At 69.5% G+C, this 22,178-nt stretch carries 19 protein-coding genes, 4 tRNA genes and 1 pseudogene; 11 read left to right on the forward strand and 13 right to left on the reverse strand.

What is annotated here, in order from left to right; genetic code table 11:
* Positions 1 to 222: 222 nt before the first annotated feature.
* The 3 genes and pseudogenes from EDC82_RS11620 to EDC82_RS11630 form a co-directional block, all read right to left on the reverse strand.
* Positions 223 to 2,970, reverse strand: a complete 2,748-nt coding sequence (locus tag EDC82_RS11620; RefSeq protein WP_200829301.1) for an RNA helicase — start codon at positions 2,968 to 2,970, stop codon at positions 223 to 225.
* 87 nt (positions 2,971 to 3,057) lie between these two features.
* Positions 3,058 to 3,609 (reverse strand): hypothetical protein, encoded by a 552-nt coding sequence (locus EDC82_RS11625; RefSeq protein WP_074041005.1) that lies wholly within the window; start codon positions 3,607 to 3,609, stop codon positions 3,058 to 3,060.
* A gap of 107 nt (positions 3,610 to 3,716) precedes the next feature.
* Positions 3,717 to 3,803: pseudogene (locus EDC82_RS11630) on the reverse strand (short-chain dehydrogenase); the annotation flags it as partial.
* 490 nt (positions 3,804 to 4,293) lie between these two features.
* Here EDC82_RS11630 and EDC82_RS11635 point away from each other — a divergent pair.
* Positions 4,294 to 4,956: a lytic transglycosylase domain-containing protein gene (locus EDC82_RS11635; protein ID WP_131941627.1), complete on the forward strand. Its 663-nt coding sequence runs from the start codon at positions 4,294 to 4,296 to the stop codon at positions 4,954 to 4,956.
* 105 nt (positions 4,957 to 5,061) lie between these two features.
* Here EDC82_RS11635 and EDC82_RS11640 read toward each other — a convergent pair.
* From EDC82_RS11640 to EDC82_RS11670, 4 genes are all read right to left on the reverse strand, one after another.
* A tRNA-Lys gene (locus tag EDC82_RS11640) sits at positions 5,062 to 5,137 on the reverse strand.
* A gap of 203 nt (positions 5,138 to 5,340) precedes the next feature.
* Positions 5,341 to 5,700, reverse strand: a complete 360-nt coding sequence (locus EDC82_RS11645; RefSeq protein WP_074041007.1) for a hypothetical protein — start codon at positions 5,698 to 5,700, stop codon at positions 5,341 to 5,343.
* Positions 5,701 to 5,922: 222 nt separating this feature from the next.
* On the reverse strand, positions 5,923 to 6,567 hold the full coding sequence (locus EDC82_RS11650) for a CoA transferase subunit B (protein ID WP_038569361.1): 645 nt from the start codon (positions 6,565 to 6,567) through the stop codon (positions 5,923 to 5,925).
* A gap of 329 nt (positions 6,568 to 6,896) precedes the next feature.
* On the reverse strand, positions 6,897 to 7,676 hold the full coding sequence (locus EDC82_RS11670; RefSeq protein ID WP_074041008.1) for a CoA transferase subunit A: 780 nt from the start codon (positions 7,674 to 7,676) through the stop codon (positions 6,897 to 6,899).
* Positions 7,677 to 7,798: 122 nt separating this feature from the next.
* On the opposite strand from EDC82_RS11670, the gene EDC82_RS11675 reads away from it, so the two are divergent.
* Positions 7,799 to 8,713 carry a hypothetical protein gene (locus EDC82_RS11675; RefSeq protein WP_074041009.1) on the forward strand — a complete coding sequence of 305 codons (915 nt, stop codon included), beginning with the start codon at positions 7,799 to 7,801 and terminating at the stop codon, positions 8,711 to 8,713.
* Positions 8,714 to 8,834: 121 nt separating this feature from the next.
* Positions 8,835 to 9,929, forward strand: a complete 1,095-nt coding sequence (locus EDC82_RS11680) for an NADH:flavin oxidoreductase/NADH oxidase (protein WP_074041010.1) — start codon at positions 8,835 to 8,837, stop codon at positions 9,927 to 9,929.
* A 92-nt stretch (positions 9,930 to 10,021) separates the two neighbouring features.
* Here EDC82_RS11680 and EDC82_RS11685 read toward each other — a convergent pair whose 3' ends face one another.
* Entirely contained in the window at positions 10,022 to 12,079 is a 2,058-nt protein-coding gene (locus EDC82_RS11685) for an ABC transporter ATP-binding protein (RefSeq protein ID WP_074041011.1), read from the reverse strand.
* Positions 12,076 to 13,815, reverse strand: a complete 1,740-nt coding sequence (locus tag EDC82_RS11690; RefSeq protein ID WP_074041012.1) for an ABC transporter ATP-binding protein — start codon at positions 13,813 to 13,815, stop codon at positions 12,076 to 12,078. Before EDC82_RS11690 ends, EDC82_RS11685 begins: the two co-directional genes overlap by 4 nt.
* 92 nt (positions 13,816 to 13,907) lie before the next feature.
* Between EDC82_RS11690 and EDC82_RS11695 the strand changes: the two genes are divergently transcribed.
* Positions 13,908 to 15,119, forward strand: a complete 1,212-nt coding sequence (locus EDC82_RS11695) for an MFS transporter (protein ID WP_074041013.1) — start codon at positions 13,908 to 13,910, stop codon at positions 15,117 to 15,119.
* A gap of 58 nt (positions 15,120 to 15,177) precedes the next feature.
* Positions 15,178 to 15,804, forward strand: coding sequence for a hypothetical protein (locus EDC82_RS11700; RefSeq protein WP_074041014.1), 627 nt, complete (start codon positions 15,178 to 15,180; stop codon positions 15,802 to 15,804).
* Here EDC82_RS11700 and EDC82_RS11705 read toward each other — a convergent pair.
* Both EDC82_RS11705 and EDC82_RS11710 read right to left on the reverse strand, forming a co-directional pair.
* Positions 15,742 to 16,200, reverse strand: coding sequence for a hypothetical protein (locus EDC82_RS11705; RefSeq protein WP_131941629.1), 459 nt, complete (start codon positions 16,198 to 16,200; stop codon positions 15,742 to 15,744). The genes EDC82_RS11700 and EDC82_RS11705 overlap by 63 nt on opposite strands.
* Positions 16,201 to 16,420: 220 nt before the next feature.
* Positions 16,421 to 17,242: a siderophore-interacting protein gene (locus EDC82_RS11710; RefSeq protein WP_074041021.1), complete on the reverse strand. Its 822-nt coding sequence runs from the start codon at positions 17,240 to 17,242 to the stop codon at positions 16,421 to 16,423.
* 263 nt (positions 17,243 to 17,505) lie between these two features.
* On the opposite strand from EDC82_RS11710, the gene EDC82_RS11715 reads away from it, so the two are divergent.
* The 4 genes from EDC82_RS11715 (at position 17,506) to EDC82_RS11730 (ending at position 18,980) form a co-directional block, all read left to right on the forward strand.
* The gene (locus EDC82_RS11715) at positions 17,506 to 18,552 is read left to right on the forward strand and encodes a PHP domain-containing protein (protein ID WP_131941631.1); all 1,047 of its coding nucleotides are present in this window, start codon (positions 17,506 to 17,508) and stop codon (positions 18,550 to 18,552) included.
* Positions 18,553 to 18,719: 167 nt separating this feature from the next.
* Positions 18,720 to 18,795: transfer RNA gene (locus tag EDC82_RS11720), tRNA-Glu, on the forward strand.
* A gap of 22 nt (positions 18,796 to 18,817) precedes the next feature.
* Positions 18,818 to 18,894, forward strand: a tRNA-Asp gene (locus EDC82_RS11725).
* Between the two features lie 13 nt (positions 18,895 to 18,907).
* Positions 18,908 to 18,980, forward strand: a tRNA-Phe gene (locus EDC82_RS11730).
* A gap of 189 nt (positions 18,981 to 19,169) precedes the next feature.
* Here the strand turns inward: EDC82_RS11730 and EDC82_RS11735 are convergent.
* Positions 19,170 to 20,477, reverse strand: coding sequence for an aspartate aminotransferase family protein (locus EDC82_RS11735; protein ID WP_131941633.1), 1,308 nt, complete (start codon positions 20,475 to 20,477; stop codon positions 19,170 to 19,172).
* A 159-nt stretch (positions 20,478 to 20,636) separates the two neighbouring features.
* Entirely contained in the window at positions 20,637 to 21,314 is a 678-nt protein-coding gene (locus EDC82_RS11740; protein WP_131941635.1) for a YigZ family protein, read from the reverse strand.
* An 84-nt stretch (positions 21,315 to 21,398) separates the two neighbouring features.
* Between EDC82_RS11740 and EDC82_RS11745 the strand changes: the two genes are divergently transcribed.
* Together EDC82_RS11745 and EDC82_RS11750 are read left to right on the forward strand one after the other, a co-directional pair.
* Complete coding sequence (locus tag EDC82_RS11745; RefSeq protein ID WP_115296992.1) at positions 21,399 to 21,761, forward strand: hypothetical protein; 363 nt, start codon at positions 21,399 to 21,401, stop codon at positions 21,759 to 21,761.
* 187 nt (positions 21,762 to 21,948) lie between these two features.
* Complete coding sequence (locus tag EDC82_RS11750) at positions 21,949 to 22,146, forward strand: DUF3073 domain-containing protein (protein WP_006943260.1); 198 nt, start codon at positions 21,949 to 21,951, stop codon at positions 22,144 to 22,146.
* Positions 22,147 to 22,178 lie beyond the last annotated feature (32 nt).

Genomic DNA, 22,178 nt, shown 5'->3' on the forward strand with positions numbered 1-22,178 from the left:
GAGCTGGGGTGAGGCGTGGCTGTCTCATTGAAAGCGTCGCGCTGGGCACGCTCGTGCGACACCGCGCCGGCCGACAACCGGGTCAGGGTACGTGCTCGACCCGAGCCCGTGCGTTCGGTGTTCGTCGTCAGGGGCTCCCCGTGCTCACAAGATTGGCTCGGCTGCTTTTCGTCCTTGGCCGGTATGCGGCTCTCGATGACCGCCGCTCGTCGCGGACGCGCGTCAGTCCCCGAGGCGGTTGAGGCCGACCACGACGACGAGCGGGACGCCCGCCTCGTCGGAGGCGGCGAGGTCGACCTCCGCGTCGATCCCCCAGTCGTTGTCGTCATCGGGGTCGTGGATGACCTGGCGGATCTCCCATTTGTCGGGCTGCTCGGTGATGCGCAGCATCCTCGGCCCGCGGGCGTCCGCGTCGAGGAGGATCTCGTCATGCTCGTCGTAGTAGGCGCCGAGGTCGGCATCCCACGCGTCGGCATCCATGACGATCTCGGTCGGCGGGTCGGTCGTCGCCGCGACGGCGGCGTCGAGCGCGGCGAGGCCGTCGACGTCGTCGCGCGCTGCGAGCTCGACGCGCTTGAACATCGCCTTGCGGATGGCGACCTTCATCGCGCGCGGGTTGGCCGTGAGGGGACGCTGCTTCAGCACCGTCTCCTGCTGCACCGGCGCGTCACCCGGGTGCGTCAGGGCCTCCCACTCGTCGAGCAGGCTCGAGTCGGTCTGACGGATGACCTCCCCGAGCCACTCGATGAGGTCGGCGAGTTCCTCGTTCTTCTTCGACTCGGGCACGCTCTGACGCAGGGTGCGGTACGCGTCGGTCAGGTAGCGCAGGACGACGCCCTCGCTGCGCGCGAGGTCGTAGAAGCGGATGAGATCGCCGAAACCCCAGGCATTCTCGTACATCTCGCGCACGACGGACTTGGGTGACAGTTCGTACATGCGCACCATCGGCTGGCTCTGCGCGTACGTCTCGAACGCCGCGTCGAGCAGGTCGGAGAGCGGCTTCGGCCACGTCACGTCCTCGAGGCGCTCCATGCGCTCGTCGTACTCGATGCCGTCGGCCTTCATCTCGGCGATCGCCACGCCGCGCGCCTTGTGCTGTTGCGCCATGAGCACCGGGCGAGGGTCGTCGAGGATCGACTCGATGACACTGACGACATCGACCGCGTAATCCTGTGCGTTCGTGCGCGCCGCAGCGCGTGCGCCCTCGTTCGTCGAGGTGTCGACCTCCGGCGCGTCACCGCGGGCGGGGGCGGCGTCGTCGGGACTCAGCATGTCGAGGACGGCGAGGGCGAACGGTGCGAGCGGCTGGTTGAGCGCGAAGTTGTCCTGCAGGTCGACCGTGAGGTCGACCTGGCGCCCGTCGGCCTGCGGTTCGTCGAGTCGCCGGACGACGCCGGCGGCCAGCATCTCGCGGTAGAGGCCGATCGCGCGGCGAGCGAGCTTCGCCTGCCCCTTGCGATCCTCGTGGTTGTCGCGCACGAGATCGCGCACGGCGACGAACGGGTCGCCGTCGCGGGCGATGAGGTTGAGCAGCATCGAGTGCGTGATGCGCATGCGACTGACGAGCGCTTCGGGCTCGCTCGCGACGATGCGCTCGAAGCTCTCCTCACTCCAGTTGATGAAACCCTCCGGCGGCTTCTTGCGCTGCACCTTCTTGAGCTTCTTCGGGTCGTCACCGGCCTTCGCGATGTTGCGTGTGTTCTCGATGACGTGCTCGGGCGCCTGGACGACCACGGTGCCGCTCGTGTCGAACCCCGCACGGCCGGCCCGCCCGGCGATCTGGTGGAACTCGCGCGACTTGAGCATGCGCTGGCGGGTGCCGTCGAACTTCGTCAGGCCGGAGAGCACGACGGTGCGGATCGGCACGTTGATGCCGACGCCGAGCGTGTCGGTGCCGCAGATCACCTTCAGCAGACCGGCCTGCGCGAGCGTCTCGACGAGACGGCGGTACTTCGGCAACATGCCGGCGTGGTGCACACCGATGCCGTGACGGATGAGTCGTGAGAGCGTCTTGCCGAAGCCGGTGGAGAAGCGGAAGTCGCCGATCATCTCGGCGATCCTGTCGCGATCCTCACGGGAGGCGACCTTGAGCGACATGAGCGCCTGCGCGTTCTCCAGCGCCTGGGCCTGCCTGAAGAACACGACGTAGACGGGCGCCTGACGCGTCTCGAGCAGCTCCTCGATCGTCTCGTTGAGTGGTGTCGTCGACCAGTGATAGCTGAGCGGCACGGGACGCTCGGCCCCCGCGACGGTGACGGAGGCGCGGCCGGTGCGACGCGTCATGTCCTCCTCGAAACGGCGCACGTCACCGAGCGTCGCGGACATGAGCAGGAACTGCGCCTGCGGCAGTTCGAGCAGCGGCACCTGCCACGCCCAGCCGCGATCGCCCTCGGAGTAGAAGTGGAACTCGTCCATGATGACGAGGCCGACGTCGGCGTCCTTGCCCTCGCGCAAGGCGATGTTGGCGAGGATCTCCGCGGTGCAGCAGATGATGGGCGCGTCGGCGTTGACCGAGGCATCGCCCGTCAGCATGCCGACGTGCTCGGCACCGAAGATCTCGCACAGCGCGAAGAACTTCTCGCTCACGAGAGCCTTGATCGGCGCTGTGTAGAAGCTCACCCGGTCGCCTGCGAGCGCCGCGAAGTGCGCCGCCGTCGCGACCATCGACTTACCCGAGCCCGTGGGCGTCGCGAGGATGACGTTCTTGCCGTCGAGCACCTCGATGATGGCCTCTTCCTGGTGCGGATAGAGGCTGAGGCCACGATCGCCCGCCCAGGCGGTGAACTCCTCGTAGATGCGGTCGGCGTCAAACGTCTTCGGCAACCGCTGCGTCAGCGTCTTGACGCGCGGGTTCGCCTCCCGCGCAGCGGCATCCGCGGACGCGGCGAAGTCGCCCGCGACGTCCTGCGCGCCGGGATGGACGGTCTCGACGGCGCCGGCCGCGGCGTCGTCGGGCGATTCGTTCGTCATGTCAGCCTTGCTGCTCGGTGTGGTCGACGGGGCATTCCGCAGCGCGAAGTCGACGTGCGGGATCGCGGATAAGGTCGAGGGCGCGGCTCACCAGATGTGGCGCTGGCCCGGCAGCAGCCGCAGGTCGCCGTACTCGAAGGTGCGCTTGCGCGACTTGCCCTTGCCCTTGACGGGCGCAAGCACCATGAGCTGCACACCCTCGGCGTGCTCGAGGTCGACGCGCACCGCGTCACCGAACTCGGGCACGACGACGTACAGGACGATGGCCGTCGCGCGCTGCGCGACCGTGCGGTTCTCGTTCTCGGCGCGCACCGCGAGGACGCGGCGCAGCTCGGCCAGCACCGCTTCGGGCTCGGGCTGCTCGCCCAGCGCGGCGGGGTCGGCGAAGACGATGTCGACGTCCGGCGCGACGGCCTGGTTGCTCGCGGCCGTCGGCTCACCGGTGGAGTCGATCGTCGGTTCGCCGTCGACCGACATCGCGAACGGGTAGAACTCGCCGTTCTTCTCGAGGTGCTCCATCGCCGCGCCGAGCGCTGCGGAGAGCAGTTCGTCGAGGTCGGCCTGCGCCTGCGGTGACGCGACGTCGCGCCACGTGCCGTTCGAGCGGTCGTCGGATGCTGCGGGGGTGTCGTTCACCATCGGTGCGCCTCCTCGGCGTCGGTGTGGTCGGGTTCTCCTCGTCGAGGACAACCCAACCACATCATGCCGACAACCCCGGAATTCCGCCGAATCCGAGCCCCTGAGGCTCAGGCCGCCGACCACCCGCCGTCCGAGGTGAGCACCGCGCCGTTGATGTTGGTCGAGTCGTCGCTCAACAGGAAGGTGGTCGAGGCGTGCTCCAGCCATTCGCCGATCGTGTTGCCGGCGGTGATCGGGGTGTTCGTCATCGTCTTCTCCAGATCTGAGGCGCCCACGGCGCCCGAGGGTGCGGTGTCGATCGAACAGCAAGGGCTACTCATCGCCCCCTTCGATCCCTTCACCTCGACGAGGCGCGTGGATGAGGTCTGGGCGGACGTTCATGTGTTCGTCGATTTATCAGGGCTGCCCGTCGTCGGGGGGCTGCGACCATCTGTCGACGTGTTGTGCGACGTTGCAGCGACGCGTCGTCGTCAGGCCCTCGGAGCGTGGCAGCCGAGACGGGCGCCGGCAGCCTGTCAGACTGGAGCATCCCGCTACCCCGGCCTTGCGGAGGGGATGCGTACATCGACAGGGTTCTACGCCCCCTGATCGTTTGGCAGCGTGTGAGGCAGCAGCGGGCAAGCAGCCGGGTTCGGCCGAGAGTCGGACCTCAAGACGCGCGAGACGAGAGCGAACGAGAAGATCATGACCCCACGACGCGCCGCGTCATCGTCCGCGCCCATCCGTCTGACGCGGCGTGGGCGCATCGTCGTGACGTGCCTCGTCGTCGCGCTGTGCGCGGGATTGCTGCTGCTCATGACGTCGACACGCTCGGACCCGCAGCTCGTCCCGTCGTTCGACGCGCCCCTCGGCGCGCTGGACGAGTCGAAGGTGCCGAACGGCTGGGGGCCGCTCGTCGCGGCGGCGTCGCGCGAATCGGGCGTGCCCGGCGCTGTGCTCGCTGCGCAGCTCGAGGTCGAGTCGAAGTGGAACCCGAAGGCCGTCTCGCACGCGAACGCCAAGGGGCTCGCCCAGTTCACGCCCGACGCGTGGGCCAGCCACGGCAAGGGCGACCCGTTCGACCCCGCCGACGCCATCGCCGCACAGGGGCGTTTGATGCGTGAGCTGAAGCAGCGGGCCGAACGTTCAGGCATCGCCGACAACCCCATGCGCCTCGCGCTCGCCGGCTACAACGCAGGCTTCGGCAACGTGACGAAGTACCAGGGCGTCCCGCCGTTCGCGGAGACGGAACACTACGTCGCCGCCATCACCCGCGCGATGGGCAAGTACGCCAAGCCCCTGCCGCCGACGAGTGGTGCGTCGATGGGCGGGGCCGCGAGGAGTGGAGCGACGCGACCTGCGTCGTGACCCGCGTGTCTGCTGGACCGAATGTCGTTGCAAATCGCAGAAGGGACGGGCAGGTCGGGACCTGGCACAACGGCGGTTTTCGTCCACATTCGTCGCGCCGACGAGTGGTGGGCCCTGTGGGGCTCGAACCCACAACCTACGGATTAAAAGTCCGCAGCTCTGCCAATTGAGCTAAAGGCCCTTGCTGCTCGGCTCCTGGCACCCAGATCCTTGCATCGGGCTCGATGCGCCAGAAGAGAATCGTGACGAGTCGTCCGACTCACGATCGTCGACTCGCACGGCCACCGTGCAGCGCGAGACAGCCTAGCCCCGCCCGACGCGCCACGACGAACCGGGCGGGGCGAGCCTTGCGAGCGGGTGCCGACGAACGGGGCGAGCGGCGGCTCAGCTGTAGGCCGGGCGGTCGCCGTCCTCGGGTTCGACGTGCGTGCGCCGCTCCTCGTCGGTGCTGGTCACCGCACCGGGCAGCGCGTGCTCGGCGATGATGCGACCGGAGTCATCGCTGATGACGATAGTGCTGTGCTCCGCCATCGTCAGGTTCTCGGCGAGCTGGTCACGCGTGAGCTTCGGCATGTTCATGCCCAGACGCTCGAAGCCTGCGTCGAGCAGTTCCATCGCGCCGTCACGATCGCCCGGCCGCACTCGCCCGGCGACGTCGCCGAGCATGTCCGCGAACCGGCTGAGCGAACCCTCGCCGTACTCCTCGGTGAACTTCTCGTTCACCACGTAGTTCCACGTCCCCATGACGCACCACCTTTCCTCACTGCCACGCTACTGCGTTGTCGCACTATGGAACACCCCCGGGGCCGCCCGAGGTCACACTGGGCATCCCCCGCGTCGCCATCGATCGCCGCGTCGTCCCGAGGCCGCGCTGGAGCTCGGGGTGTCATCGGTCTCCGACGACGCCCCGAGCTCACCCGCGCGCCCGGATCGCCGTCGATCACCCACGGCGCCCGAATGGCTGCCTCAGCCCACCGATGCCGCCGCCGTCAGCGGCACGCCCGTCCTCGACTCGAGCTCGGCGAACGTCACGTCCGGTGCGAGTTCGGTGACGACGAGACCGTCGGGCGTCACGTCGATGACGGCGAGGTCGGTGATGATGCGCTCGACGACACCGAGCCCCGTGATCGGCAGGGTGCACGCGGGCAGGATCTTGGGCGATCCGTCCTTCGCGCAGTGCTCCATGAGGACGATGACCTTCTTCGCGCCGTGCACGAGATCCATCGCGCCACCCATGCCCTTGACCATCTTGCCCGGGATCATCCAGTTCGCGATGTCACCGTCCGCCGACACCTGCATGGCACCGAGGATGGCCGCATCGACCTTGCCGCCCCGGATCATGCCGAACGACATCGCCGAGTCGAACGTCGAGGCGCCGCGCCGCAGCGTCACCGTCTCCTTGCCCGCATTGATGAGGTCGGGATCGACGGCGCCATCGCTCGGATACGCGCCTACCCCCAGCAGCCCGTTCTCCGACTGCAGGACGAGTTCGACGTCGTCCGCCACGTAGTTCGGCACGAGCGTCGGCAACCCGATGCCCAGGTTGACGTAATCGCCGTCCTGCAGCTCCGCCGCAGCACGCGCCGCCATCTGCTCTCGCGTCCAGGCCATGTCAGTCACCCTCCGTCTCGCGGGTCGTGCGCTTCTCGCACTCTCGGACGAACGCACGCCCCCCGAACAGTCGCCCATCCATCTCAGTCACCCTCCGTCTCGCGGGTCGTGCGCTTCTCGCACTCTCGGTCGAACGCACGCCCCCCGAACAGTCGCCCATCCATCTCAGTCACCCTCCGTCTCGCGGGTCGTGCGCTTCTCGCACTCTCGGTCGAACGCACGCCCCCCGAACAGTCGCCCATCCATCTCAGTCACCCTCCGTCTCGCGGGTCGTGCGCTTCTCGCACTCTCGGTCGAACGCACGCCCCCCGAACAGTCGCCCATCCATCTCAGTCACCCTCCGTCTCGCGGGTCGTGCGCTTCTCGATCCGCTTGTCGTCAGCCTGTTCGGACGTCAATTCCACGACTCGCTGCACGTAGATGCCGGGCAGGTGGACGTCGTCGGGGTGGATGTCGCCCGGCTCGACGAGCTGCTCCACCTCCGCGACGACGACGCGGCCCGCCATCGCACACAGCGGGTTGAAGTTGCGCGCCGACAGGTTGAACACCAGGTTGCCGTGACGATCACCCTTCGCCGCACGCACGAGTGCGAAGTCCGTCGTGATGGCCTCCTCGAGCACGTACGGCTTCGCGTCGTCGCCGTCACCGTAGACGCGCGTCTCCTTCGCCGGTGAGGCCTTCTCCACCGAGCCGTCGGCCGCGTACTTCCACGGCATGCCGCCGTCGGCGACCTGCGTACCCACACCCGTCGCCGTGTAGAACGCGGGGATGCCTGCGCCACCGGCGCGCAACTTCTCCGCGAGGGTGCCCTGCGGCGTCAGGTGCACCTCCAGCTCGCCCTCGAGGTACTGGCGCGCGAATTCCTTGTTCTCGCCCACGTACGACGCGATGACGGTGCGCAGGCGCCCGTCGCGCAGCAGCACGCCGAGACCCCAGTCGTCGACCCCACAGTTGTTGGAGACGACGTCAAGATCCTTCGCGCCCTGCTCGTGCAGCGCCGCGATGAGGACGCTCGGGATGCCGCACAGCCCGAACCCTCCGACGGCGAGCGACGAACCGTCACCGATGTCGGCGACCGCTTCCGCGGCCGAGGCCACCACCTTGTCCATGAACCCTCCAGATCGCGCTTCGTGAGATGCACCTCACACCATGCCGACTTCAGTTAATCATCCTTAACCGAGGCGTGGGGGTGCGGCTTGCGACCGGCCCCGCGCGCGACGACACTTCGAGCATGACGAGCCAGCTGCGCGAACCCCTGTACGGCCTCCTCCTCGACGTCGACGGACCCATCGCGAGCCCGGTGACGCGCACCGTCGCGATCCCGTCGATCGCCACGGATCTCGTCGCGATGGCGCGGGCGGGCGTCCCCATCGTGTTCAACACGGGTCGCTCCGACGACTTCGTCGCAGCCACCGTCATGCCCGCGCTGCTCGACGCCGGACTACCCGACGACGCGCCCGTCATCGCCGTCTGTGAGAAGGGCGCGACGTGGTTCACCCCGACGCGCGCGCACCTGCGCAACGCGGGCGTCGACCTGCGCGTCGACGACGCCCTGCGCGTTCCGACGGGGCTCGTCGAGTACTGCCGCAGTATCGCCCCCGATTTCGACGACGCCATGTTCTTCGACGACACGAAGAAGGCCATGGTGAGCCTCGAGGCGCACCATGGCATCGACCTCGACGTCTACCGCGAACGTCAGCACGCGTTCGATCAGCGGGTTTGGGATTACCTCGCCGAGCAGGAGATCGGCGTCGTCTGGGGTGAGCGAGAAGCGCTCAACGGCAGTGAAGACATCGCCGTCCGCATCGATCCGACGATCATCTCGACCGACATCGAGCACGTCGGGGTCGGCAAGAACGTCGGTGCCGACAAGGCGATCGAACTGCTCGCCGCGCGCGGCATCACCCCGCGCGAGTGGCGCACCCTCGGCGATTCACGCAGCGACTACGCGATGGCTGATCGTCTGCACGAGCGTGGATTCGTCGTGCGCCACGGCGACGTTCGCCCCGCCGACGGCCTGCTCGAGCGCACCTACCCCGTCGAGGTCGCGCCCGATCCGGCGCTGACGAACGACGCCGCCGGTGCCGCGTTCCTCACGCGATGGCGCGCCGACGTCAAGCGCGGCGAGGCATCGGCGGCGTTCTGACGGAGCGGTTGGCGGCCAGAACAACGGGCCGAGGAAATATCGCGTCCCTAACCACCGTTGTCGCATGGGCCCCACGAGGCGCGGTCCGTGGCCGCGCCCGATCCTGACGAAAGGCCCCCGCATGCCCCAGCTGTTCGAACCCCTCACCCTGCGCGACGTCGAATTCCGCAACCGCATCTGGCTCACGCCGATGTGTCAGTACAGCTGCGAGGCGTGCGACGGTATCCCGACCGCGTGGCACTTCGTCCACTACGCGACGCGCGCCGTCGGTGGTTTCGGGCTCGTGCTGACGGAGGCCACCGCCGTCGCGCCCGAGGGGCGCATCAGCCCCCAGGACGCCGGCCTGTGGAACCACGACCAGGTGGCCGCATGGCGCCGCGTCGTCGACGCCGTCCACGCGAACGGCGCGAAGATCGGAGTCCAGCTCGCGCACGCCGGACGCAAGGCTTCGACCTACCGCCCCTTCGCGGGTGAGCCCTCCGGCAGCGTGCCCGTCGACGCAGGCGGTTGGGAGGCTCTCGGCCCGTCCGCGGTCGCCTTCGACGGTTACGCAACGCCCCGCGCCATGACGCTCGCCGACATCGACGACGTCGTGGACGCCTTCGTCGACGCCGCCCGACGCGCGGACGAGGCCGGTTTCGACGTCGTCGAGCTCCACGCAGCGCACGGCTACCTGCTGCACGAGTTCCTCTCCCCTGCCTCCAACCGCCGTGACGACGAGTACGGCGGCTCCTTCGAGAACCGCGCCCGTCTGCTGCTGCGCATCGCGACCGAGGTGCGCGCGGCCTGGCCGGAGGCGAAGCCGCTCTTCGTGCGGGTCTCGGCCACCGATTGGGCCGAGACGGGCTGGAACATCGACGAGACCGTCCGCCTCGCTCGCGAGCTGAAGTCCGTCGGCGTCGACCTCGTCGACACGAGCACCGGCGGCAACGTGCCCGCCGACATCCCCGTCGGGCCCAACTACCAGGTGCGTTTCGCGTCCGAGATCCGGCGCGGCGCCGATATTGCGACCGGAGCCGTGGGACTCATCACGGAGCCCGCGCAGGCCGAGGCGATCCTCACCGAGGGCGACGCCGACGTCGTCCTCATCGGACGAGCAGGCCTGCGCGAGCCGTATTGGCCGCTGCGCGCCGCCGCCGAACTGGGTCTGACATGGCGCGAGACGCCGTATCCGGCGCAGTACACGCGCGGCGCGTGGGAGCACGCCCGGGGCTGAGATGCCGTCGACCGCCCCGGCCCTCGAGAACGTCGGGGCGGTCTTCCCGGCCGAAGCATGCGGACGACGACGCCGGAATCATCCGGCTCCCGTCAGGCCGGTCGCACGTCCGCTGCCTTCCCCTCGTCCGTGTCGGTCTGCGCCGCCCCGGCGAACTGTGCCTCGTACAACCGCCAGTAGGCGCCGCGCGCGGCGAGCAGATCGTCGTGCGAGCCCTGTTCGACGATGCCGCCGTTCTCCATGACGAGAATGATGTCGGCGTCACGGATCGTCGACAGTCGGTGGGCGATGACGAAGCTCGTGCGATCCTGACGCAGCGCCGCCATTGCCTGCTGGAGCGTCGCCTCCGTGCGCGTGTCGACCGATGACGTCGCCTCGTCGAGGATGAGGATGTCGGGCCGCGCGAGGAAGGCGCGCGCGATGGTGATGAGCTGACGCTCACCCGTCGAGATGGAGCCGCCCTCGTCGTCGATGATCGTGTCATAGCCGTCGGGCAGTGAGTGCACGAACCGGTCGACGAACGTCGCGCGAGCGGCTTCGAGCAGTTCGTCGTCGCTCGCGTCGAGCCGCCCGTAGCGCAGGTTGTCGGCGATCGTGCCGCGGAACAGCCAACTGTCCTGCAGCACCATCCCGAAGTGGGAGCGCAACTCCTCGCGTGGCACGTCACGCACGTCGACCCCGTCGACGAGGATGCGACCCGCATCGACGTCGTAGAAGCGCATGACGAGGTTGACGAGCGTCGTCTTGCCCGCACCCGTCGGCCCGACGATGGCGACCGTCTGGCCGGGCTCGATCCGCAGGTCGAGGCCCGTGATGAGCGACGCGTCAGGGTCGTAACCGAAGCGCACGTCATCGAAGACGACCTCTCCGCGCAGCGGCGTCGGCAGGTGCGCGTTCTCGCCGGCACCGCGCCCGCGGGCGTCGCGCGACTCCTCCGGCGCGTCGAGCACCTCGAACACGCGCTCGGCGCTCGCGACGCCGGACTGCAGCAAGTTGATCATCGACGCGATCTGCGTGACGGGCTGCGTGAACTGGCGCGAGTACTGGATGAACGCGGTGACGTCACCGAGCGTCATCTGCCCCGACGCGACGCGCACGCCGCCGATGACGCAGATCGCGACGTACTGCAGGTTGCCGACGAACATCATGATCGGCATCATCAGCCCCGACAGGAACTGCGCGCGGCGCGAGACCTCCGTCAAGGAGGCGTTCGTCGACGCGAACGCCGCCTCCACCTGCGGCCCGCGCCCGAAGACCTTGACGAGCTCGTGCGCCGTGAACGCCTCCTCGATCTGCCCGTTGAGCGTGCCCGTGTGCGCCCACTGGGCCACGTACTGCCCCTGCGAACGCTTCATGATCTGCCCGGCGACGAGCATGACGAGGGGAATGGTCAGCAGTGCGACGATCGTCAGCTGCCACGAGACCGTCAGCATCATGACGACGACGCCGAGCACCGTGCAGATCGACACGAGCAGCTGCCCCGCCGACTGCTGCATCGACTGCCCGACGTTGTCGATGTCGTTCGTCACGCGCGAGAGCAGCTCGCCGCGCGGGCGCGAGTCGACATAGGACAGCGGCACGCGCTGCAGCTTGGCGTCGACGTCGGCGCGCAGTTTCTCCACCGTCCGTTGTACGACGGTGTTGAGCAGACGCGCCTGCACGACCTGCAGCAGCGATGCAACGACGTAGAGCGCGACGACGGTGAGCAGGATCGTCGCGACACGGTCGAAGTCGATGCCCGCGCCCGGTACGAGGTCCATCGCCGCGACCATGTCGGCCATCTTCGACTGCCCCGACGCGCGCAGCGCCGCCACGGCCTGTGCCTTCGTCGAGCCCAGGGGCAGATGCATGCTCACCGAGCCCGCGAACACTGCGTCGACGGCCTTGCCGAGCACCTTCGGCGCGACGACGTTCATGACGACGGCCGTGACGCTGAGCGCCAGTACCGCGATGACGCGCAGCCGATGCGGTTTCAGCAGCCCGATGAGGCGGCGCGCGGATGCGCCGAAGTTCAGCGACTTCTCCGCGGGCGCCATCGCCGCGCCATGACCCCCGCGACGCGGCCCTCCGGCCGGCGGGCCCGGCGGGCGAGTGCCCGAGCCGGGCGATGCGGCCGATGCGGCGGGCCCCGACGGCTGACGGCGGCTCACGCCGCTCCCTCCTGACGTCCGAGCTGCGAATCGACCACCTCGCGGTACGGCGCGCACGTGGCGAGCAGTTCCTCGTGCGTGCCCATGCCGACGGCCGCGCCGTCCTCGAGGACGATGATGAGGTCGGCGTCCGTGATCGTCGAGACGCGCTGGGCGACGATGAGCACCGTCGCGTCCTTCACCTGCGGCGCGAGCGCGGCACGCAGCCGCCTGTCGGTCGCGAGGTCGAGTGCGCTGAACGAGTCGTCGAACAGGTAGATGCGGGGCTTCGCGACGAGCGCCCGAGCGATGCACAATCGCTGCCGTTGGCCACCGGAGACGTTGCTACCGCCCTGCTCGATGACGGCGTCGAGGCCGCCGTCCATTCTCTCGACGAAGTCACGCGCCTGTGCCGTCTCGAGCGCGGACCACAGCTCGTCGTCGGTGGCGTCGGGTTTGCCGTAGCGAAGGTTCGACGCGACGGTGCCGGAGAACAGATAGGCGTGCTGCGGGACGAGGCCGATGCTGCCCCACAGCGCCTGCGGGTCGAGTTCGCGCACGTCGACGCCGTCGATGCGCACCGCGCCGGCCGACACGTCGAACAGTCGCGCGACGAGGCCGAGCACCGTCGACTTGCCCGAACCGGTCGAGCCGATGAGCGCGACGCGTTGGCCGGGGCGGGCGGTGAACGACAGGTCGCGCACGACAGGTTCGTCGGCGCCCGGATAGCGCATCTCGGCGTGCTCGAGTTCGACGACGCCGCGCACCCCACCGTCGGGCAGGATCGGTGACGCAGGCTCGACCACGCTCGAGCGCGTGTCCAGTACCGCCGTGATGCGCTCGGCAGCCACTGCGGCACGCGGAATCATGACGAGCATGAACGTGGCCATCATGATGGCCATGAGGATCTGCATGAGATAGCTCATGTACGCCGACAGCGCGCCGATCTGCAGGTCGCCGTCACCGACGCGGTGGCCGCCGAACCACCAGACGGCGACCGTCGAGAGGTTCATGACGAGGAACACCGTCGGAAACATGAAGGCCATGAGGTTGCCGACGCGGATCTGCGCGTTCGCGAGCGCCGAGTTGGCGGCGCCGAAACGCTGCAACTCGTGCGGTTCCCGGACGAACGCACGCACGACGCGGATGCCCGACAGGTGCTCGCGCATGACCCGGTTGACGCCGTCGAGCCGCTCCTGAACCGTGCGGAACCCGGGCACCATGCGCGAGACGATGAGACCGATCGCGACGGCCAGCACCGGCACGGCGACGACCATGAGCCACGACAACCCGACGTCCTGGTGCAGCGCCATCATGACGCCGCCCACCATCATGATCGGCGCCGTCACCATGAGGTTGGCGCCCATGAGAACGAGCATCTGCACCTGCTGCACGTCGTTCGTCGAGCGCGTGATGAGCGACGGCGCGCCGAACTCGGCGACCTCGCGCGAGCTGAAGCGCTGGACGGCGCCGAAGACGCGGGCCCGCATGTCGCGTCCGGCGTTCATCGCGATGCGGGCCGAGAACCAGGCCGCGCAGATCGCGGCGCACACCTGGACAACGCTGACGAGCAGCATCCAGCCGCCGGTGCGCCAGATGTAACCGGTGTCGGCGCGTACGACGCCGTGGTCGACGATGTCGGCGTTGAGGTTCGGCAGATACAGCGACGCGGCGACGCTGACGAGTTGCGCGGCGACGAGCCCGAGCAGCAACCGACCATGGGGCGCCAGCGACTGACGCACGAGTGAGACGAGCACGTGCTCAGCCTAGGTGCGCCAGGACCGACAACCCCGTCAGGTCGCGGTTGTCGGCGGTTTCGGCGCCCTCACGGCGCCGGTAGCATGGGCGGGTGAGTCACGTCGGGTATTCAGGGTTGTTCGGGCTCACGGGCCGTTGGTACGTCGTCGTCGCGTTCATCGCGCGCCTGCCACTGGCCATGTCGCAACTCGGCACGCTGCTGCTCGTCGCGACGACGACCGACTCCTACACCTACGCCGGCATCTGCGCGGGAGCGCTGGCGGTGTGCAACGCCATCGGTTCGCCCTGGTTCGGTTCCCTCACCGACCGGCTCGGCCAGACGCGCATCCTTCTCGTGCAGTGCCTCGGCGGCGCGGCGGGCCTCGTCGGTGTCGTCGCCACCCGCTACTTCGATACGCCCTGGTGGCTGACGGCCATCGTCGCGGCGCTCGCCGGGTTCGCGCTGCCGCAGATCGGTCAGCTCGCCCGCGTGCGCTGGCGTCCTATCATCGGATCGCACGGCGCCGATGGGCGGCTCGTCACGACCGCATTCTCCTACGAGGGAGCCGCGGACGAGGCGTCGTTCGTCGTCGGCCCGATGCTCGTCGGCGCGTTCGCGGCCTTGTTCGGGACGTGGGCGCCGCTGCTCGCCGCCTCGGCGCTGCTGCTGTGGTTCGGTCTGCAGTTCGCACGTCACCCCAGCGCCTCACTGGTCACGCCGGCCCCGACGGGCTCGTCGCGTATACCTGTGTGGAGCGCCGCGTTCACCGTCCTGTTCGTCGCGCAGTTCCTCATCGGCAACCTGTTCGGCTCGATCCAGACCGGTACGACGATGATGACGCGCGCCGCCGGCCACGCCGAGAGCGCCGGGTTGTTCCACGCGCTGCTCGGCATCGGTTCCGTCAGCGCCGGCCTCGCGTTGGGCCGCGTGCGCCGCACCCCGGATCACGCGCGCCGGCTGCTCCTCTTCGCGACGGCCATGTGGGTGCTGTCGCTGCCGTTGCTCGCCGTCGACGGGCTGTGGGGGCTCGCAGGTGAGCTCGTCATCCTCGGCTTCGCGATCGCGCCGTACATGATCACGACGTTCACGCTCGGCGAACTCATCACCGATCGCGGGCGCCTCGCGACGGCCATGACGTTCCTCGCCGGCGCGACAGGCCTCGGCTACGCCAGCGGAGCGGGCATCGCCGGACGCCTCGTCGACGCCCACGGCGCGACGGCCGCGTTCGCCGTCACGCTCACGGCGACGAGCGTCGCCCTCGTCCTCGCCGTCGCGACGCGCGGTTTGTTGCGGCGCGCGCAAGCGCGCGCTGCGCAGGTGTGACCAGCCGACGTCGCTGACGTGGTGGTGCCGCGCCAGCGCCTCTCGTTAGGCTGAGGTCATGCCTCGTTTCACGCTTCCCGCTCTCGACTCCCCGGCCGCGCAGGCCGCCATCTCCGCCGCGACGGCGGCCGCCACGACGCTGGTGCGTCCCGCGCGCTTCCCGCGCTGGGTGCGACGCGGCGTCGCGATGTCGTCGACGCTGACGAGCGTCGGCATGGCGATGGCGGGCGAGCGCCGCCCCGCGAGCTCGCGCCTGGCCGACTCGAACAAGGCGATCAACGTCGTCGACGGGCGCGCCACGTCGTCGTCGATGAGCGACCTGGCCGCCGCCGCGACGGCCGGCATGGGCCTCGTGACGTCCGGGCTCGCGCTGCGCATCGACAAGAACGTCGAGAAAATGCTGCTCAAGCGCGGCGTGCGCCACCCGCGTCTGTGGATGGCTGTCGGAGCTGCGGCGATCAGCCTCGTCGGGCCGTACGTGACGAAGCAGATCCAGGCGTCCACGGCCCGTCTGCAGGAGAAGGCGCTGCCGAAGGAGACGCTCGAGTCGACGCTCAGCGACCCGCTCGGCACGAAGCAGAAGGCGTCTGCGCCGGCCGGTCAGATCGAGTCCGCGAACACCTCACGCCCCGCGGCCGGCGACGACGACGAGCGCCGCGAGAGCGACGAGCACACCGACCACTGAGAACACACGCGCGACGTCGGCACAGGCCGTCGCGGCACTTCGGGCGGCACCCGCTTCGGCGAGGTGCTGCCCGAAGCTCTTCTGCCACCGCGTCATCTTCGGCGCGCCCAGCGACGTGAACGGCAGGTAGCCGAGGACGACCGCGATCGCCGCCGCATCCCCGACCCAGCGCGCCGCTCCCCCGGCGCGCACACCGAACCAGGCGCCCGTCAGTGTTGCGACGGCGGCGAGGAACGCCGAACCGTGCCACAGCAGCGCGGCCCGCCGGCCGCTGCGCGCGTCGGGGCCGAGCCGCGCCGCCATCCACGTGACGACGGACGTCCGCACCGAACGACGCGTCAGCAGGACGAAGGCCGCAGCAGCGACGACGAGCAGCAGGAGCAACCAGGACTTCACCGCGGCATTGTCTCGCGTTTCGCCGCGACCGCGCGCCGCGTTCGACGTCGTTGTCGTCGCGGACCTCGGCGTCGATCGCGCCGAGGCGATCAGTGACGCGGGGGCGAGCGCCCGGCCATCAGCGTGACCTCGACGAATGCGGACGAAAATCGCCGATGGGGACGCCGTTCGCCGTTGGGGACGAGAATCGCGGATGGGCACAGGGGGCGAGGCGCGGGGGTCAGGCGCGGTCTTGTTCCTGCTCCATCTGCTGCACGAACTCGCGCTTGCTCGACTGCCACGCGTCCTCGTCATGGCCGGGGCGCCAGTATCCGGAGATCGACGCGTGCGCACGAGCGACGCTCTTCTCGACGATGAGCAACCGGCGCATCTCTTTGATCATCTCGGCGTTGCCGTGCACGAACACGCGCAGCCCGTCGGGGGCATCACCGTCGCGCAGACCCGGCACGTCGGCTGCGGCGACGACGTCGACGAGCCCGCCGCCGTGGCTGCGCGTCTCGTCCCGGTGCACCCAGACGAGGTTCATGTGCGCCAGTGCGCGCACCGGAGGGTGCACGCTCGCGTCGGCCACCTCGAGCACGACGGTGCACGCGGCGTCCTGCGGCAGCGCATCGAGCGCCGCGGCGATCGCGGGGTAGGCCGATTCGTCGCCGACGAAGAGGTGATGAGCGGCCTCCGACTCGGGCGCCCACGCGCCGCCGGGGCCGAGGAAGCCGATGACGTCGCCCGCTCGCGCCGCAGCCGCCCAGGGCCCCGCGAGGCCGGCGTCACCGTGCACGACGAAGTCGATCGCCATCGTTCCGGCCGCGTGGTCGATCGCCCGGATCGTGTAGGTGCGCGTCACCGGCCATTCCTCACGAGGCCGCTCGGCGCGGATCTGTTCGGGGTCGAACGGCGCTGCGTAGTCGGCCCCGCGCGGCGGGAAGAGCAGCTTGACGTAGGCGTCCGTCACCGGTTTCGGCTCGAGGGCGCGCAGCCCGTCCCCGCTGAAGTGGACGCGCACGAGGTCGCGGGTCAGCCGCTCGGTCTGCTCGACTCTCACGTGGGTGGGCGTTCGCCGCGGGCAGGCCGGCGCTGCTTCGGTGTTCGTCACGATGTCCTCGTCTCGTCGGGGCTCCTCGGCGCCGCAGGGCACCTCGCTGCGATCCTGATCGGCCATTTCCAGTGACACCCACGAAGGAACGACACCGAGGCCACGCAGACGAGCCAAATCCAAACTAAGGCTCCTAACCTCTGGGCAAATCAGGATCCTTGGGCAAGGCGGAGGCCCTGGGCAAGTCCGGGCGATGTTCGTACAGTGACCACATGACCGGTGCTCCCACGCCTCGCGAAGCGCTCGACCGCATCGCCTTCCTGCTCGAACGTCGCCGTGCGGGTACATACCGCGTCAAGGCGTTCCGTGGCGCCTCGCGCGCGATTGCCGCGCTCGACGAGGAGACGTTGCGCGCGAAGGCCGCCGACGGCTCCCTCGCGGACGTCTCCGGCATCGGCAAGACGACGCTCGCCGTCATCACCGAGGCACTCGACGGCCGCGTCCCGAGCTACCTCGACCAGCTGGAGGAATCGAGCCCCGAGCACCTCGTCGAGGGCGCGCAGCGCGTCATGGCCGCCGTCAAGGGCGACTGCCACACCCACTCCGACTGGAGCGACGGCGGCTCACCGATCGACGAGATGGTCATGGCAGCGATCTCCCTCGGGCGCGAGTACATCGTGCAGACCGACCACTCCCCCTCGCTGCGCGTCGCCAACGGGCTGAGTGCCGAGCGGCTGACGAAGCAGCTCGGCGTCATCGACGCGATGAACTCGGCCCTCGGGGCGACGGGCACCCCGTTCGTCCTGCTCAAGGGCATCGAGGTAGACATCAAGGAGGACGGCTCCCTCGACCAGCGCGCCGACATGCTCGACCGCCTCGACGTGCGGGTCGCGTCGGTTCACTCCAAGCTGCGTTCGGGCCCGGCCGCCATGACGAAACGCATGCTCGGCGCCATCGAGAACCCCCACACGACGATCCTCGGGCACTGCACCGGCCGCCTCGTCGACGGCGAACGCGGCGTCCGCCCACCGTCGACGTTCGATTCCAAGGCCGTGTTCGCTGCATGCGCCGAGCACCGCGTCGCCGTCGAGATCAATGCGCGCCCCGAACGCTGCGACCCGCCCGACGATCTCATCCGCGAGGCGATCGACGCCGGCTGCTACTTCTCCCTCGACGCCGACGCGCACGCGCCCGGCCAGCTCGACTTCCTCCAGTACGGCGCGGCCCGCATCGAGGAGCTCGGCGTGCCGCTCGAGCGCGTCATCACGACGTGGGACGTCGAGCGGGTGCGTACGTTCGCGCGCAAGGAGATCGCCTGAGAAGCGCCTCGACGCCGCCCGGGCCGGGCAGCGCACCGCACGCCATGCCGCCGGAATCCCCGCCATTCCGGGCGTTTTGCGTTGCCCGGCGAACGTGTACTAAAGTTACGCAAGTTCCAGCGGGGCAAACACCGGAAGGTGAGCGGCTCGCGGGAATGATTTGTGTAGTCCCCATCGTCTAGCGGCCTAGGACACTGCCCTTTCACGGCAGCGGCACGGGTTCGAATCCCGTTGGGGATACCACGCACAGATCGGCCTTTCACGAGGCCCCGTAGCGCAGTTGGTTAGCGCGCCGCCTTGTCACGGCGGAGGTCGCGGGTTCGAGTCCCGTCGGGGTCGCCATCCCTTTCCCAAGGGCCAGATAGCTCAGTTGGTAGAGCGAGCGACTGAAAATCGCTAGGTCGGCGGTTCGACCCCGTCTCTGGCCACGCTCCACCGAGAAAGCCCCCGAGATTCGTCTCGGGGGCTTTCTCGTGTTCTGCATGCCTCCCGGTTCGATATGCCTCCCGGTTCGAGGCGCGTTCCACGCCGCGGCACCCCCGACGTTGCACCGGGTGCGACGCTGCCTCGTTCGGCAGCGTCGCAACGGCCGACCACCCACCGACGGCGCGTCGTCGTCAGCTCGCGGAGAGCGCCTCGTCGAGGATCGTCAGGGCCGCACGGACGTCGTCGTCGCTGACGTTGCACGGCGGCACGACGTGCAGCCGGTTCGCGGCGGCGATGACGAGCAGGCCGGTCTTCTTGCACGCGGCCGCGACGGCGGCGGCGCGCTCGACGTCGGGCGTGCGCGCGGCGTCCTCGACGAGTTCGAGCGCCCAGAACACCCCGACGCCACGCGCCTGGCCGACCGCGTCGTGCTTCTCGGCGAGCGCCTGCAGGCCGGGGCCGAGCACGTCGGAACCGATGCGGGCGGCGTTCTCGACGATGCCCTCGTCCTGCATCGCGGCGATCGTCGCGACGCCCGCCGCGCACGCGAGCGGGTGGCCGGAGTAGGTGAGGCCGCCGGGGTAGGCGCGCTCGTCGAAGTGGTGGGCGATCTCGTCGCTCAGCACGACACCGCCGAGCGGCACGTACCCCGAGTTGACGCCCTTGGCGAACGTGATGAGGTCGGGCACGACATTTGCGTGCTGGTGCGCGAACCAGGCACCGGTGCGGCCGAAGCCGGCCATGACCTCGTCGGCGATGAAGATGATGCCGTACTTCGTGCAGAGCTCGCGGACGCCCTCGAGGTAGCCCGGCGGCGGCGGGATGATGCCGGCCGAACCGATGACGGGCTCGAGGATGAGAGCGGCGAACGCGTCGGCGCCCTCGGAGGTGATGGTGTGCTCGAGGTGCGTCAGCGCACGCTCGCACTCCTCGTCCTCGCTCGTCGCCCAGAACTCGCTGCGGTAGAGGAACGGACCGTAGAAGTGGACGACCTCGCTCGCACCCTTGTCGTTGGCGAAGCGGCGCGCCTCACCGGTGAGGTGGATCGACTGCGCCGTCGCGCCGTGGTAGCTGCGGTAGGCGGCGAGCAGCTTGCGACGGCCCGTCACCTCGCGCGCCATGCGGACGGCGTGCTCGTTCGCCTCGGTACCACCGTTGGTGAAGAACACCTTGTTGAGCGTGTCGGGCAGCAGGTCGCTGATCATCTTCGCCAGCTGCGAACGCTGGTCGTTGGCGTTGCTCGGCCCGATCGTGCACAGCGTCTCGGCCTGCGTCTTGATCGCCTCGACGACGCGCGGGTGCTGGTGGCCGACGTTCGTGTAGACGAGCTGGCCGGTGAAGTCGAGGTACTCGTTGCCGTCGCCGTCCCACAGGCGGGAGCCGGACGTCTTCGTCACGACCATCGGCTTCAGCGCGGCCTGCGCCGACCACGAATGGAAGACGTGGGCCCGGTCGAGTGCGTATGTTTCGTCGGGGGTCAAGGTCTTCGGTTCACTCATGGAGCCACTCTGGGGGTTCGCACGCCCACGCGCCAACCCCGTCTCAGGGCGCGGGAGACGCGCCGTGGCGCGGCAGAAGTACCGGGGCAGGTGTGGTGTCGCTGATGGGTGGCGGCCGGTGCGCCCCGAAGACGCGCGAAGGTCCGGCCGGCTGACGCCTCACCCAGGCTGGTCGGCGAGTGAGACCCAGCGCTGCCCACACTCGTCGAGGTCGGCCGAACCGCCCGTCAGGCTCGCGAGCTCGCTCTCGAGCGCTGCGCGGTCGGCCTCCGTGACGGCGAGCACCAGGCGCGCCGTTCCTGAGGCCGCGCCTTGGGCGTAGTCGACGCCCTCGACGTGCCGCCCGGCGGCTCGCAGGGCGTTCTCGACGCGGCCGACGTCGGCGATGCCGACGTCGGCCGCCATGACGAGGCGACACTCGTACGTGACGACGCGGGCCTCGGCCAGCGCGGCGCGCACGACGTCGCCGTAGGCCCGCACGAGCCCTCCGGCGCCGAGCAGCGTGCCGCCGAACCAGCGCGTCACGACGGCGACGACGTCGCTCAGACCCGAGGCGACGAGCGCCTCCAGCATCGGCGCGCCCGCCGTGCCCGACGGCTCGCCGTCGTCGTTGCTGCGCCGCACCTGACGCTGGGGGCCGAGCACGAACGCGCTGCAGTGATGACGCGCGTCCCAGTGCTGCTTACGAGCGGCCTCGACGACGGCCCGTGCGGCCACCTCCGACGCTTCGTCGTCACCCGCGCCCACCGGCGTCAGTTCACACAGGAACCGCGAGCGCTTCACCTCGATCTCGGCGATGGCCGGGCCTGCGAGGGTGGTGAACCGAGACGTCGTCATGTCCGGCGACGATACCGGGCGCGATGATGCGAAACGACGACGCGGAACGTGGCGCCCCCGTCGCGCGGGCGTCAGAATGGGGGCATGACGTCGCGCCATCTGCCCGCATCCGCTCGCACCCTCGTCGTCGGTGGTGCCTGCGTGCTCGCCGTCGCCGCGGGGTCGTCCTCACCCGCCGCCGCCATCACGCGCAGCCCGGGTGTGAGCTCGAGCAGCACCGCCGGGGCGTCCGAGGGAGCTCAGGAGTTGACCGTGCAGACCGCCACGGCCTCCCCGAGCACCGTCAAGGGGCCGACGACGCCGACGGTCGACGAGCCCGGCGACAACGAACCTGCCCTCGTCCTGGGTGGTTTCGGCCTCGGCGCGCTCGCCCTCGCGGGGGCGTTCGTCGTCGCCCGACGGCGTGTCGTCGACGATCCAGGCTTGGCCACCACCCACACGGAGTGAGACCGGTCACTCATGGCCGCGCGAGGTGCCCGGTGATCCGCGTCGATGGGCGGAAATCAACGCACCTGAGGTAGCGTTACCCCCACGACAGAAACTTAGGATCCCCAGGGCCCTCCGCCTGACGTCCGCACGCCCGCGTGCGGGGTGATGATGGCCGCCCTGGCAACACGACAGAGGGGGTCTCGCCATGGGGCGCGGCCGGGCCAAAGCCAAGCAGACCAAGGTTGCACGCGAGCTCAAGTACTTCTCGCCGGACACCGACCTCAGCGCGTTGGAGCGAGAGCTCCGTGCCTCGCGCAGCGCGAACGAAACGCGTCAGGCGCAAGCCGACGACGAGGGCGACGAGTATGACCGCTACTCCAAGTGGGCCTCGGACGACGACTGACCACGACGAGCGCGCAACCCGCTTTTTCTTGA

The sequence above is a fragment of the Dermacoccus sp. SAI-028 genome (genome assembly GCF_004346775.1).
In the GTDB taxonomy this organism is placed as follows: domain Bacteria; phylum Actinomycetota; class Actinomycetes; order Actinomycetales; family Dermatophilaceae; genus Dermacoccus; species Dermacoccus nishinomiyaensis.